Genomic DNA, 14,460 nt, shown 5'->3' on the forward strand with positions numbered 1-14,460 from the left:
TTAAATTAAATGAAATTCATAATTTATTCTGAAGAGTTGTTAACGTATTAATTCAAAATTAACCGCTGCAACCTGACCGGACTCATCCATTACGACAAGTTGATAACGTCCAGCGATATTGAGTAATAAAGAAAGGCGATTATTTTCACCATTAACAGGTTCGCCATTTAAAAACCACCAGCGACGCCCTTTGCCGCCGGTAGTCGAGACGGGCAGCGTGACGTTTTCCTGGCCTGGCAATTGCCTGATCACCGCGCCATCCCTCACTCCTGACAGCATTAACGGCGCGGCATCATTGCCCTGTAGCGGCGGACAGTGGTCGGACGCCGCGGGCAAGCGAGCGCTACGTCTTTCCGCAGGCGGCAGCCACGGCTCCAGCGGCCGCGGCCAGACGATAAACGTATGCGCACGCGCCTGCGGACAGTCGGCAGCGACACGCCGCCCCGTATCATCCAGCCAGACCGGGAAACGAATACCGTTGATGTCTTCCTGCTCAGGTAACAGCAGCGTGGGCGGCTGGCTGTCATCGAGCAGCCATGTCGCCAGTCGGCGGCGACAGTTGCTGTCTCCGGCAGGCAGAGTCTGTCCGCCCGGCCAGCAAATGACGCCGCGGCTTACCGCCTGCGGACGCGGATCTTCCGGCAGGCGTCCCGTATGCGCCAGTAACAGATTATTGACCTGATTAAGCAATGGCACCGCGCTGGCAAAACCAAATTGCCCCACCACAGGCGTGCCGTCGGGTCTGCCTGTCCAGATGCCGATGATATAGCGCGCGTTAACGCCAATAGCCCACGCATCGCGATAGCCGTAGCTGGTGCCGGTTTTCCACGCCAACGGCACAATGCGCGGCAGCGCGTTATCCGGCAAGGGTTGCGCTTCATCCGCCATAATCCGTCGAATGATCCACGCCGCTCCCGGCGACATTAATGGTCTTTCCGACAGCGGATCGTCCGGCTGTAACCGTAGTTTCGCCGCTTTCCCATGACGAGCGAACGCGCTGTATGCCGCCGCCATCTCGTCAAGCCGCGCGCCCGCGCCGCCCAGAATCAGCGAAAGATTGGGCGCCGCGCCAGCAGGCAAATATAGCGGCAGGCCGACGTTACGCAGTTTTGCCGCAAATCGTTTCGGCCCATAGGCTTCAAGTACCTGAACGGCAGGCAGATTCAGCGAGCGTACCAGCGCGTCGCTCATGCTGACCGGGCCGTGAAATCCGCTGTCGAAGTTTCCCGGGCGGTAATCTCCGGTGCGGCGCGGAACGTCCTGTAATAATGATGCGGGATGGATCAAGCCGTCATCCAGCGCCAGACCATACACAAAGGGTTTGAGTACCGATCCCGGCGATCGGATCGCCGTTACCATGTCGACATGACCAAAACGGCTGTCGTCATTAAGGTCTACCGATCCGACCCAGCCGCGCACGCTCATATCGGTATGATCGACAACGATCATCGCCAACGAACTGCGTGCAGGCAGCCGCCCTTTCCATGCCCGCGCCAGATCTTCCAGTTGCCGCTGCAATCCGGCGTCCAGCGTGGTCACAATTTTGTCGTTCTGGCTTTTACTCAACATCATTCGGGCAAAAAGCGGCGCCAGTTGCGGCATTTGACGCGGCGCCAGCCAGACCGGCTCTTCACGCGACTCGCGTACCGTTTCGGCAGGCCAGACGCCCTGCGCCGCCATCCGATCCAGCACTTTATTTCGTGCCGCTTCGGCTCTCGCAGGCCAGCGGTCGGGGCGTAACCGGCTCGGCGCCTGCGGCAATACGGCCAGCAGCGCCGCGTCAGCGTAGCTCAGGCGCGCGGGCGGCTTGCCGAAGTAGGCCCAGCTTGCAGCGCCAATACCCTGTAGCGTGCCGCCGAACGGCGCGCGGTTCAGGTACAGCGTCAGGATATCGCGCTTGGACAAATGCCATTCAAGCTGGAGGGCACGCCAAAGCTGGCGGATTTTACCGCCGAACGTGCGCGAATGCGGGTCCAGCAGTCTCGCCACCTGCATAGTCAGCGTACTGCCGCCGGAAATAACGCGCCCGGCGGTAAGATCCTGCCATGCCGCGCGCGCGACGGAGAAAGGGTTAACGCCAGGGTGCTGCCAGAACCAGCGATCTTCGTAATTGATTAGGGCCTCCAGGTAACGGGGAGAGACCTCTTCAATCGTCACCGGATAACGCCAGATCCCCCCGGCGTCGGCAAAGCGCCACAGCGGCGTACCGTCATGGGCTACCACGACCCGCGCAGGATAGACCTCATTGAGCGGCAGCGGCCAGAGTTTATCCGCCGCCCATAACGCCAGGAAAATAAAAAGCGGCGCGCCCGCCAGCCACAGCCAGCGGCCACGTTTACCACGCCAACCGTTCATTTAAGGCGTCACAATCAGCAGCCCCTCGCTCGCGCCGGTTGCCCGCCACTGAGGCGCGTACATCGATTCCACCTGCGGTTGCGCAAGCTGGTACGTCCCCGGCGTTACCGCGCGCGCCAGGTAGACCAGCGTCACGGGCTGGCCCTCATTGACAACGACGGCAGCCACAAACCGATCGTCGCGGAATTCCATATACTGAATATCCGCCTGCTGCATCTGATTAAGCAGATTTTGCACTTCGCTACCGCTCTCCGGCAGGCTGGCGCTGCTGTCAGCCAGATTCTGGTTTTCCAGCTCCAGCCCGGCCGGGAGCAGGTCCACCACCAGCGCATCCGGCACATTGCGATCGGCCACTACCGTTAACCAGACCAGCACCAGTTCGCCGCTACGCAACGAGGACAGCGATTTGCGCTGACCATCGGTCCCCAGTATTTGTCGTTCAATCTGCAAAACGTTGCTGGCAGGCTCAGGCGCAGATGAGGGATAGCCGCTGCTATCCAGACGCAGCCATAGCGGCTGGCTACCGGTGTTCGTCACCTCAAGGGCGGCCAACTGGTCAGCATCCAGATTACGGGTCAGCGCCTTGTCGCCCGACAGCGGCTGCGCCTCTAACGAGGTCTGCGCCTGCCAGGCGCCCGCGCTGGCCTGTCGCGAATGCGCGGCGAGGAACAAGGCATTGTTCTCCTGGGTAGAGAGCCAGCGCTGACCGAAGGCCTGCTCAGAAAGCGAGCTTAATAGCGCGTTTTGCGCGTCCGGTCTGAGGTTGTTCTCTTCCAGTAACGACAACATCAGAGCGTTATCGCGCAGAGAACTGCCGTAATCCGCTATCCATTGCCGTTCGTCCTGACGCGGCGTATTCAGAGCCAGCGTAATGGCCTCTTCGCCGCGTCTGGCATCACCCATCGTGTTTAACGCGATGCCCAATTGCATCAGCGGCAGTCCTGAAGCCGCCTGACTACGGCGCTCCCAGATTTCGCGCAGCGCGCCGAGCGGCGCTTTCTGCTGACGCGCCAGTACCAGCGCGGCGTAAGCCTGAGCGGCAAAAGTACTGGCCTGGGTATTATCGCTATAACGAATCAGCATCGTGCCGGGATCCTGCAGATAGCGCAGCAGTCGCTCATTGCCCCGGTTAATGGCCTCCGGCGGGACGCTATATCCCTGCTCGCCCGCGCGAATGAGGAAATCCATCGCGTAGGCCGTTAGCCAGGGCTCTTCCGCCCCATTTTCATCCCATAGCGCAAAACCGCCGTTATCACGCTGCATCTGTAGTATGCGGGAGATGCCGATATCCACCGCGGCGCGCCGTTTTTCATCGCTATCGCCGGTAATACCGAGCGACTGCAATTGAGCGGCATTGGTATACAGCGCCGGGAATAACCCGCTGGTGGTTTGTTCCAGGCACCCGTACGGATATGCTTTCAGCTCGCGAATGTAGCGCGCCAGATTGAGCGGCGGTTTTCCGCTTAATAGCAGTTGTCCCTGTAACGTGGCTGGCGAGACGTTTGCCAGATGCTGCTCTGGTACATGCCAGCTCTCTCCCGGCGCCAGCGCAATGCCGCTATTTACCGTTTGGGCAGGCCAGGCCGGACGCACGCCGATTTGCCACTGCTTATGCTGCGCGCCGAGGGTTTCTCCCGGCAGATTCAGACCGCTAATGGTCGCCTGGATTTCGCCTTCGCCAAAACCTTCCAGCGCGCGTACCGGAACGAATAAGGTGGTGCGCACGCCCGGCGCCAGGTTGACCGGTTGCGGCTGTTGACTAAGCAGTTCCAGTAACCCACTGGCGGCGAGCGCAATATTCAGCGTCTGCGGGCGGTCGGTCAGATTGGTGACGTCCAGCACCAGTCGCGAAACATCCCCTCCCGCCAGAAAACGCGGCATATTCAGCTCGGCAATCACTGGCGCGGCGACAACGACTTTGCTTTCGCTGCGACCAAAATCGTCCGCTGTCCATGCCTGCGCCATAACCCGCAGTTCGCCGTTAAAGTCGCCAATCGGCAGCGTTACGACCCCTTCGCCCTGCTCATTGAGCGTGATCGGCTGCGCCTGCTGCGCGATGATATTGACATGGTTTACCGGCGGTTTTCCGCCGCGCTTAAGGTCGTCGCCATCGCCGCCAAAACGCAACGCCGCCAGCCGCCCCTGCCCTTCAATGACCTGGCCGTAAATATCGTAGATATCCGCACCGTAGCGTTTTTGACCGAAGAACGCCTGCCACGGGTCCGGCGTCGCGTAATCGGTGATATTCAATACGCCGCTATCGACCGCGGAGACCAGCACGTTGATCTGTTTTGGCATTTCGCCGTGTTTAACGCTGGCTTTCACCCTGACGGTGAGCGGCTGATTCGGGCGCATTTTAGCCGGGCTTTCCAGCGCCAGATCGAGGCGACGGTTTTCATCCCCCAGCGGTAGGTGTAGTAACCCCACGGCGCGTTTTGGCGTCGCGGAACGAGATTTATCGCCGGGACGCACCACCAGCGTACTGAGATAGAGATCGTGGCGATTCCAGGTTTTATCCACCGGAATCGTGAGCTCCAGACCTTGTGCCGGCACATCGATCGCCTGCCACCACAGCGGACCGTCGCTGGACTCCACCATGGCATAACCTTTACCGGCGACCGGCGCGGCGATATGCAATTTAATGGTGTCGCCTGGACGATAATTCGCTTTATCCAGTTTGAGGGTGACGCGATCCGGACGCGCCGCGCCGCTACCGTCGCTGTTATCCTGCCAGCTATAGCCGGCCCAGAAACGAACGCTGCTGACCGTCTCATTCGGCGCTTTGACCTCCAGACGGTACGCGCCCCATTCCACCGGGAAGCTGACTTTTCCGGTTTCATCCGCGTTAAGATCCAGCGTCTGCTCGCCCTCCACCAGATCTTTTTGATCAAACTGCGACTGCCAGCCTTCGCTTTCCGACCAGTTCCAGTAATAGTCGCGACGCTCGCGGATGAGCCGCACCTGTAAACCAGACACCGCTTTTTTCTCGCCCTGCGCGTTGGCGTAAACAATATCGAATGCGGCGTTGCTGTCTTCGTCGACAATCGGTTGATTAACGGTGGTATCCGTACGGTAGTCGTATACCGCTTTGGCGGCGAACTGTGGACGAATTCCCGGTAACGTATCGGCAGGCCAAATCGCCTGCTCTACGCGACGAGTGACCGGACGACCGCCAGACTCCAGCAGGCTGGCCTGTAGAATTACCTGCAGCGGCGAATGCGCTTCTTGCCACTGGCTGGCAGCACTCACTTCACCACGTCCGCCTTTATCCAACGTCAGTTGAACTTCGTCCAGGCTGCGCGAAAGATTCTCTTCAGCAATATTGCCGAACTGGAAGCCAGGCAAGGCCGCGACAGCGTCGCGCAGCGGACGCAGGAAAAGTTGCCCTTGCAGGGTATTGCCGTTAGCAGGCGCGCCATACAAGTAATAGCCGACAACGGAGAATTTCACCTCATCCGCAGGCGCCAGAGGTGTTTTTTGCGCCGTCAGGTTGAGCGCCATCCGCTCCGGCATAAAGTCTTCCACGTGGAAATCCCAACTCCGCAGCAAATTATCGCCGGTGTTGGCGCGGACATGCCACAAGCCGGTCGGCGCGTTGATATCCAGCGGATAATTCAAACGGTATAGCCCGTTTTCCGGCTGGCTGACGACGGTACGCATCACCTGTCCGTCTGGTTTTACCACTTCCAGCTTAACGGGTTGATCGGGCAGCGTTTTACCGTCGCTATCGCGCAGTAATCCGTTGAGGATAACCGTTTCGCCCGGTCGGTAGAGATCGCGCGGGCCGAACATAAAGAACTGCTTGCTGTAGCCGGGCGCGCCAGCGACATTAAATTCCGACAGATCCAGAGCCGGAAGCGTGAGATCGAGCAGCGTGGTCTGCTCCTCTTTACGCGCCAGTAATAGCGCCGCCGCTTTATCAGCTTCCAGTTGCACATGTCCCTGCGCGTCGCTCGTCGCCTGCGCCAGCGTCTGACCTTTATCATTCAGAAGAACAATCTCAATTCCCGACTGCGCCGCGCCGTTTTCCAGGCTTTGCGTAAAGATATCCAGCCGATTATGGTAACGGTGCGCGGACACGCCGATATCGCTAAGGGTAAACAACGTAGCGGCATTACTATAGTTGTAGTGTCCAGCCTGATTCATTACCGCCACATATACGCCCGCCTGTTGCAGCGGCTTAATATCGCTTAATGGCAGCAGCAGTTTCTCACGCGTATTGCGCGCCGGATTAAGATCAAAACGACCGGTATAAACCAGATCCGCCATTTTCAGCAGATTGTCGGACTCCCAGTTAGAGAGAGAACTACGGTACTCCCACTGGCTGACAAATGACGCCAGCGATCCGGGCTTAACGCGGAAAAAGTTCACATCAACATGGTTGACGTTAAGCGCCATGACCGGCAGTCCTTCCGCTATTTTCCCCGGTAGCAGCGATCCCCGGCTGGCAAAGCCGACGCTGGGCTGGACATCACGCGTGGTAATCGTTTTTTCATAAGACTTGCCGAAGGTGGCGTTATTCAGCGCTTTAACGGCGGGATCAACCGTGACCACCAGCACGCGTTCAGGTTCCAGATGACGTAACCTTAGCTCTTTTAAATTTGGCGCCAGCTCCCATGCGCCGTCAACGCTGCCGCTTTTCTTATCAACCACGTGAACCACACGGGAGAAATCCTGTTCAGGATCTAAAGGAATTGAAAACGTCAGCACCAGCGTCGCCGCGCCGTCGAGCTGCGCTTCGGAGGCGTCTAATAGCGTGAGCGCTTTACCCTGGCTTTGCTGCGCCAGCTTTTGTAGCTGTGCCGGGTCTTGCGCGGGCGAGGGCTGCGCTACGGCTGGCGCTTCGCTTTTAGTCGTCGGGGCGGTTTTATCGTTGTTATCGCATCCCGCCAGCGCCAGCATGATCATGCAGGCCACCACGCGTAAATGTTTCATCTTTCATCCCTGGCCTTAGCGGCCTGTCAGCAACGGTTGATGAGATATTATGCGCGAGAAATTTTATTGTGTAAGTCCGTATTACTGTGATGATGCGAAAATTTTACGCAGAAATGTGGTTTCGCCAGCCAAAACAGCCTCTTCTACTTGTCCCTTTTCGGGAAACGTCCGACAATTTGTCCATAATCAGGTAACAATGGAGATGCCCATGACCACCGCCTTTTTTGTCGCCGCCGACTGGCTTGCCGAACATATTGATGATCCGGAAATACAGATTCTTGACGCCCGTATGGCGCCGCCAGGACAGGAACATCGTGATATGGCGGGCGAATATCGCGCCGGACATATTCCCGGCGCGCTGTTTTTTGATATTGAAGCGCTTTCCGATCGCGCATCGCCGCTGCCGCATATGATGCCGCGCCCGGAAGCGTTTGCGGTGGCCATGCGTGAACTGGGTGTTCGCCAGGATAAACACCTGGTCATATACGATGAAGGCAATCTGTTCTCCGCTCCGCGGGCATGGTGGATGCTGCGCACGTTCGGTGCCGAGAAAGTGTCCATTCTGGCGGGCGGACTGGCGGGCTGGCAGCGCGACGAATGGCTATTGCGCGAAGGCGAGGAAGCGCATGAAGGAGGCGAGTTTGAGGCGAAATTCGCGCCGCAAGCCGTGGTGCGTCTCACCGACGTATTGCTGGCAAGCCATGAAAAAACCGCACAAATCGTTGACGCGCGTCCGGCGGCGCGTTTTAACGCTCAGGCTGATGAACCGCGTCCGGGGCTGAGGCGCGGACACATTCCTGGCGCGCTAAACGTCCCGTGGACGGAACTGGTGTATGAGGGTGAATTAAAGACCACTGACGAACTGAATGAGGTTTTTTTCAGCCACGGCGTGAGTTTCGACAGACCGATTATCGCCAGTTGCGGTTCCGGCGTGACGGCCGCGGTCGTGGTGCTGGCACTCGCCACGCTGGATGTGCCTGACGTCACGCTTTACGACGGCGCGTGGAGCGAATGGGGCGCGCGTAACGATTTACCGGTTGAACCCACTTAATATCTGCCATGCCGGATGGCGCTCACGCTTATCCGGCCTACCGTTCAGGCTGATGTAAAACGAATCTACAGACATTGTTTTTATTCAGCTCTTTTCCGCTGTCCTGCAAACGGGCATTATTTTCTCTTAATAAAATCCTATTTTTTATCGGTAAATACTTTACGCCGGGTATAAGGAGTATCATCACCGCTGTTTTGGTTTTCACCGGGAAATAACTCCTGTAAATATAATTTTTTAAGGATGGAAAATGGATATTTCACTCGCTAATTTAATTGAGTTGGTTAAAAAGGTTAACCGCAATAAGGTGCCTAATCCTATGCCTGCTGAGGAAATAAGTCGTCTGCGAGTGCGTAAGTATCGCGATCCGCAAAATACGGAAACCACTGAGTTACCTGAAAGCCTGAAGGCGCTACTGGCCTACGACCGCGATCTACTTAGCAATTATAATATGCCTGTGATTGAAACATTACAAAGATCTATTGATAAAGAGGGAGTAATTCATTCTTACTCCCCTGATGAAGAGGCGTATTACGGCGTTGGCATGGATGACTCAGGTATTGATATTGAAGATCTGATGCCTGTCTGGAGTAACGATCCCCGTCTTCCGGCATTAATTCGTATCGATCATGTCGGCGATCAGGCCATTTTTATCTATATCACAGAACGGGATGCCAACGGCGAATACCCTATTGCCCGCATGGAACGAAATGAATTCTGGCTGGCGGAGTCTTCCCTGGTGGAATATCTCTATAATATTATTTCGCGCGCTAAAGACATTGGCTTTACCGAAGAGGATTTACATCTTCCGCAATGGCAGGCACAGCAAAAAATGAATGAAAAACGCGATGCCGCTTTACTTGACCTGGAGAATTATCATGAGGAGCTTTGGGCAAAACTGGACGCGCTCGGCGATTAATCGACATGATGCCGGATGGCGCTCACGCTTATCCGGCCTACCGTTCAGGCTGATGTAAAACGAATCTACATAAATTCGGTTTAAGCAGGCCACAAAAAAACCGCTCAATTGAGCGGTTTTTTTGTGCTGGTCCGGTTCGCGGCCTTTCCAGCAGGCTTTGTTGCCATAGCAACGCAGGCACACCGTAGGGGATTAATACTCCCTTTTAAGGGAGCAAATGTCAATATGATTTATCGGGAAACTATTCAACATTTGAGGTATTATCTTTCCCGGCCCTTTCCGCCGTCTCGCAAACGGGCGCTGGCTTCAGGAGAGGATAACCCATGGCCGTAAGCGCAGGCACACCGTAGTGCCTGCTATCACGGCATTATCGCCAGCGGTGCTGCCGTGATGCGGTCTTCGCAAGGACCGCAACATGAAGGTACGATGCTTTTGTGTCGTGCTTCTTGTTTCTGGCACGTTGTGTCTTCACGCAGACAGAAGCCACCCAGGTAGCTCTGTTCCCGTAACGCTCAACGTCCAGAGCAGGTAAGCCAGGAGGCCGCCCTGTTGGGCGGCTTTCTTTTCTTCAGATGATGCGATTCTGTTTAAAATCGCGCAGGAACCCGCCCCAGCGGCGCTCGTAGAACGGTGCGATATGCTCGGTCATAAAGTGGCTGATACCCTGCTCGCCCTTTCTCACCTGACAAATATCGATCGGTTCGTCACCCGGTAACGTGTCGGTCGCCACATTGCCCGCTGCGTGAATGATCTCTTCAATATCGCCGTCAGCCTCAATGCCAATCAGCAGATTGGGTTGGGCGTCCGCATGTTCTTTAATCGCGCAGAGAAACGCGCGTTTCACCGGTTTGATGGTTTTAAACAGCGTAGTGAGGGAATCAATCATCTGCGACGGTGGCTCGGCCACTTCGGATAAAATAAGCGACTCGCCGCCTTCCAGCACTTCCTGCGTACTTAATGGACTGCCTTCCTCAGCGAGAAGCAGGCTGATTTCACGCGGCATAAACTCTTTGCCGGTCGGCAATTTAGCGTTGAGGAATAGCGTTTCGCCAAGCGTCATTTCAAACAGCGTGCGCGCCGGCATCACCACAAACGCCTGTTCGTCTTCCACGGCCTGCTGCAGCGCCTCCAGAGAAGTAAAGAAGGGAATGACGGTCGTGCCGTCTTCTTTTTCCCAGTGCTGCAAATCCAGAGCGCTGTCTTCCACAATCGCCTCGCCTTCGGCAGCGCTGCCCGGCACCCAGACGGTGGACTCCAGTAAGGTACGGAAAAATGCCGGACGATGCGCGGGCTCAGTCGCCGCTTTCTCCAGCAAGATTTCTAATTCATTTTTAGTTTCGGACATAGGAATCACAAATTATGTATATGGGTTGTAGGCCTGATAAGACGCACGGCGTCGCCATCAGGCAAAATGCCGGGTGGCGCTTCGCTTACCCGGCCTACAAAAACACCGTTCAGGCGGTCAGCAAATTCGCGATGGTGCGCACACCCAGACCGGTTGCCCCGGCAGCCCACTGCTCAACCGGTGCTTTGCGATAAGTGGCGGAACAGTCAATGTGCAGCCAGCCTTCGCGGTAATTTTCAACAAAGTGCGACAGAAAACCCGCGGCGGTGCTTGCCCCAGCGGGATACGCCGCGCTGCCGGTGTTGTTCAGTTCCGCAAAGTTAGACGGCAGTTGGTTACGGTGGAACTCCGCCAGCGGCAGACGCCAGAACGGTTCATTCTCTTGCGCCGCGCTGGTCAGCAAGCGCCCCGCCAGCGTATCGTCAAAACTGAATAGCGCATGATAGTCGTTACCCAGCGCCGTTTTCGCCGCGCCGGTTAACGTCGCCATATCAATGATTAGCTGCGGGTGTTGCGCGCTGGCGTCAATCAGACCATCCGCCAGTACCAGTCGCCCTTCCGCATCGGTATTCATGACTTCGACATTCTTGCCATTACGGTAGCGAATAATGTCGCCCAGTTTAAACGCATTACCGCTGATCAGATTATCGGCGCAGCACAGGAACAGTTTTACGCGTTTATTCAGCCCACGGGTAATGGCGAACGCCAGCGCGCCCGTTACTGTCGCCGCGCCGCCCATATCGGATTTCATTGAGTCCATAAAAGCGCTTTGCTTGATACTGTAGCCGCCGGAGTCAAAGGTGATACCTTTACCGACCAGGCAAGCATAAACCGGCGCATCTTTGTCTCCCGTCGGGTTGTAATCCAGCGCCAGCAGTACCGGCGGACGCTCAGAACCACGGCCTACGGTATGCAACCCCATATAGTTCTGCTCGCGCAGATCTTCGCCTTTGGTGATACGGTAAGTGACGCTATCGCACGCGACGCTGCACAGCAGATCCACCGCGCGCTGCGCCAGTTGCTCCGGCCCAAGCTCTTCCGCCGGAGCATTAATGGTGTCGCGCACCCAGTCAATAATGGTCAGGCGGTTATCCAGCTCCTGACGTTGGGCATCGTCTAAATCCGGCCACATTACGGTACGGACGCCTTTTGGTCCTTTGTAACCCGCCCAGAATGCCCAACAACGCTCGGTATCCCATCCTTCACCTGTCAGCGCGACCTGTTTTATTCCCAGGCCGTCGATTTTACGCGCCGCACGCTGGATCAACCCCAGATCGTCTTTACCGTTAAGATGCAAGGTAATACCGTCGTTATTAATACTGTAAGTGGCTTTATCGCCCCAGCGCGCATCGGCAGGCTGCGTGGAAAGCGTAATTTTCATGGCTTCTGTCATTGTTATTTTCCTTATTAGCAAACGGGCCGCCGTAGGGCAGCCCGTTATTTGACTTACTCTGCTTCATCCAACCAGACTAGCAGAATCGCCTCCAGAATTTTTTCATTGGATGCGTTAGGGTCGTCGTCAAAATCGTCCAGTTCACAGATCCACTGATGAAGATCGGTGAAACGAACGGTTTTAGGATCGACATCAGGATATACGTCGTATAACGCTTCGCCGATCTCGCGGCTATCGGTCCACTTGAGTCCCATACTACCCTCTGTTAATGCTCACGCGCATGGTTGATTGTGTAACGTGGAATTTCGATAACCAGATCGTCGTCGGTAACGCGGGCCTGGCAGCTCAGTCGACTTTCCGGCTCCAGCCCCCACGCTTTATCCAGCATATCGTCTTCTTCTTCCGAACTTTCCGGCAAGGAGTCGAAGCCTTCACGTACAATACAGTGACAGGTGGTGCAGGCGCACGATTTCTCACAGGCGTGTTCAATCTCGATGCCGTTGCGCAGCGCAACGTCAAGAATGGTTTCACCGGTCTCAGCTTCCAGAACTGCGCCATCCGGACAAAGATCCTGATGAGGCAGAATAACAATCTTCGGCATGTTAAACCTCGTCTACGGAATGGCCTTTCAACGCGCGACGAACCGACTGGTCCATGCGGCGAGCGGCAAATTCCTGGGTTTGTTTATCTACGTTTTTAATGGCTTGTTCTATGGCGTCAACATCATCGCCTTGTGCGACCGCGCTTAAATGTGCGGCGGCATCATCAATGCATTGACGTTCTGCGGCGCTTAACAGCGCGGCGTCGGCAGTTAGCGCGCCGGTCAAACTTTCCAGCACGCGCGCGGCTTCGACTTTTTGCTCCGCCAGCATACGCGCTTTCACGTCCTGCTCGGCAAAACTCATGGAATCCTTGATCATCGAGGCGATTTCACCATCGGTCAGACCATAGGAAGGTTTGACCTGAATGGAGGCCTCGACGCCGGTGGATTTTTCCATTGCGGTGACGCTCAACAGGCCATCGGCGTCTACCTGGAAGGTCACGCGAATATGCGCCCCGCCCGCCGGCAGCGGCGGAATCCCGCGCAGCGCAAAGCGCGCCAGCGAGCGGCAGTCCTGCACCAGTTCGCGTTCGCCCTGCATCACATGGATAGACATCGCGGTCTGGCCGTCTTTGAAGGTGGTGAAATCCTGCGCGCGCGCCACCGGGATAGTGGTGTTGCGCGGAATGACTTTTTCCACCAGGCCGCCCATCGTTTCCAGCCCAAGAGAGAGTGGAATCACGTCCAGCAGCAGCATTTCGCTGTCCGGCTTGTTGCCGACCAGAATATCGGCCTGAATCGCCGCGCCGATAGCGACCACTTTATCCGGGTCGATAGCGGTTAACGGCGTGCGGCCAAAAAATTCGCCCACCCGCTCACGCACCAGCGGTACACGGGTCGAACCGCCGACCATGACCACTTCCAGAACGTCCTGGGGATCAACGCCGGCATCTTTCAATGCGCGACGGCAGGCCAATAGCGTGCGCTTAACCAGCGCGGAAATGAGATCGTTAAACTGCTCGCGAGTGATCTCCCCCTGCCAGCCCGCAACGTTAACGCGAACGGTATCGGCATCGCTTAAGGCGATTTTCGCCGCAATCGCGGCATCAAGCAGTTCGCGCTGAACGCGATTGTCGCTACGATCGGCAATTCCCGCCTGCTCACGAATATAGTCCGCCAGCAGATGGTCAAAGTCGTCGCCGCCGAGCGCAGAATCACCGCCCGTCGCCAGCACTTCAAACACCCCGCGGCTCAGGCGTAAAATAGAGATATCGAAGGTACCGCCGCCGAGATCGTAAACAGCAATAACGCCTTCTTTGCCTGAGTCCAGACCGTAGGCAATCGCCGCCGCCGTCGGTTCGTTGAGCAGGCGCAGTACATGCAGGCCTGCCAGCCGCGCGGCGTCTTTCGTCCCCTGACGTTGGGCATCATCGAAATAGGCGGGAACGGTAATCACCACGCCATCCAGCTCGCCGGAGAGCGATTCGCTAGCCCGCGCGGCCAGCGCTTTGAGAATATCAGCCGATACGCGTACCGGATTGAGCAATCCAGCCGCCGTGTCAATCATCGGCAGCCCATTAACGCTTGCCTTAAACCGGTAAGGCAGATGCGGATAGCGCGCCTGGATATCCGCCAGCGAGCGTCCCATCATGCGTTTCACAGAGCTGATAGTGTTGGCCGTATCCTGCGCGGCATTGTCGCGCGCAGCGTAACCGACCGTATGGCCCTGCTGCTGATAGTGAACCACTGAAGGCAACAGGTGGCGCCCTTCGTGGTCAGGCAGAGTTTCCGCCTGGCCGCTGCGAACCGTCGCAACCAGAGAGTTGGTAGTGCCTAAGTCGATGCCCGCCGCCAGACGACGCTGATGCGGCGCGGCGCTCAGACCAGGCTCACTAATTTGTAATAAGGCCATGTTAGATTCCAG

The 14,460-nt window shown here is 56.7% G+C and carries 10 protein-coding genes; 3 read left to right on the forward strand and 7 right to left on the reverse strand.

What is annotated here, in order from left to right:
- Positions 1-39: 39 nt before the first annotated feature.
- Both pbpC and ACLD4F_RS07940 read right to left on the reverse strand, forming a co-directional pair.
- Positions 40-2,355, reverse strand: a complete 2,316-nt coding sequence (gene pbpC, locus ACLD4F_RS07935; RefSeq protein ID WP_411010773.1) for a peptidoglycan glycosyltransferase PbpC — start codon at positions 2,353-2,355, stop codon at positions 40-42.
- Positions 2,356-7,290: an alpha-2-macroglobulin family protein gene (locus ACLD4F_RS07940; protein ID WP_411010774.1), complete on the reverse strand. Its 4,935-nt coding sequence runs from the start codon at positions 7,288-7,290 to the stop codon at positions 2,356-2,358. It abuts the gene before it with no gap.
- Between the two features lie 208 nt (positions 7,291-7,498).
- On the opposite strand from ACLD4F_RS07940, the gene sseA reads away from it, so the two are divergent.
- The 3 genes from sseA to timP all read left to right on the forward strand — a co-directional run bounded on the left by sseA (position 7,499) and on the right by timP (position 9,789).
- Entirely contained in the window at positions 7,499-8,341 is an 843-nt protein-coding gene (sseA, locus tag ACLD4F_RS07945; protein WP_411010775.1) for a 3-mercaptopyruvate sulfurtransferase, read from the forward strand.
- 247 nt (positions 8,342-8,588) lie between these two features.
- Positions 8,589-9,257 carry a DUF5066 family protein gene (locus ACLD4F_RS07950; RefSeq protein WP_411010776.1) on the forward strand — a complete coding sequence of 223 codons (669 nt, stop codon included), beginning with the start codon at positions 8,589-8,591 and terminating at the stop codon, positions 9,255-9,257.
- Positions 9,258-9,672: 415 nt separating this feature from the next.
- Complete coding sequence (gene timP / locus ACLD4F_RS07955; RefSeq protein WP_242618368.1) at positions 9,673-9,789, forward strand: small toxic inner membrane protein TimP; 117 nt, start codon at positions 9,673-9,675, stop codon at positions 9,787-9,789.
- A gap of 36 nt (positions 9,790-9,825) precedes the next feature.
- Here timP and sseB read toward each other — a convergent pair whose 3' ends face one another.
- From sseB to hscA, 5 genes are all read right to left on the reverse strand, one after another.
- Positions 9,826-10,602 carry an enhanced serine sensitivity protein SseB gene (gene sseB, locus ACLD4F_RS07960; protein WP_411010777.1) on the reverse strand — a complete coding sequence of 259 codons (777 nt, stop codon included), beginning with the start codon at positions 10,600-10,602 and terminating at the stop codon, positions 9,826-9,828.
- A 109-nt stretch (positions 10,603-10,711) separates the two neighbouring features.
- A complete protein-coding gene (gene pepB / locus ACLD4F_RS07965) occupies positions 10,712-11,995 on the reverse strand; it encodes an aminopeptidase PepB (RefSeq protein ID WP_000133541.1) in 1,284 nt (427 codons plus the stop codon).
- Positions 11,996-12,048: 53 nt separating this feature from the next.
- Positions 12,049-12,249: a Fe-S cluster assembly protein IscX gene (gene iscX / locus ACLD4F_RS07970; RefSeq protein WP_079806637.1), complete on the reverse strand. Its 201-nt coding sequence runs from the start codon at positions 12,247-12,249 to the stop codon at positions 12,049-12,051.
- Between the two features lie 11 nt (positions 12,250-12,260).
- Positions 12,261-12,596: an ISC system 2Fe-2S type ferredoxin gene (fdx, locus tag ACLD4F_RS07975; protein WP_001124466.1), complete on the reverse strand. Its 336-nt coding sequence runs from the start codon at positions 12,594-12,596 to the stop codon at positions 12,261-12,263.
- A 1-nt stretch (position 12,597) separates the two neighbouring features.
- Positions 12,598-14,448 carry a Fe-S protein assembly chaperone HscA gene (gene hscA, locus ACLD4F_RS07980; protein WP_001196651.1) on the reverse strand — a complete coding sequence of 617 codons (1,851 nt, stop codon included), beginning with the start codon at positions 14,446-14,448 and terminating at the stop codon, positions 12,598-12,600.
- Positions 14,449-14,460 lie beyond the last annotated feature (12 nt).

It is taken from the genome of Salmonella sp. 741265050_HSA (assembly GCF_046569445.1).
Classification (GTDB): Bacteria; Pseudomonadota; Gammaproteobacteria; order Enterobacterales; family Enterobacteriaceae; genus Salmonella; species Salmonella enterica.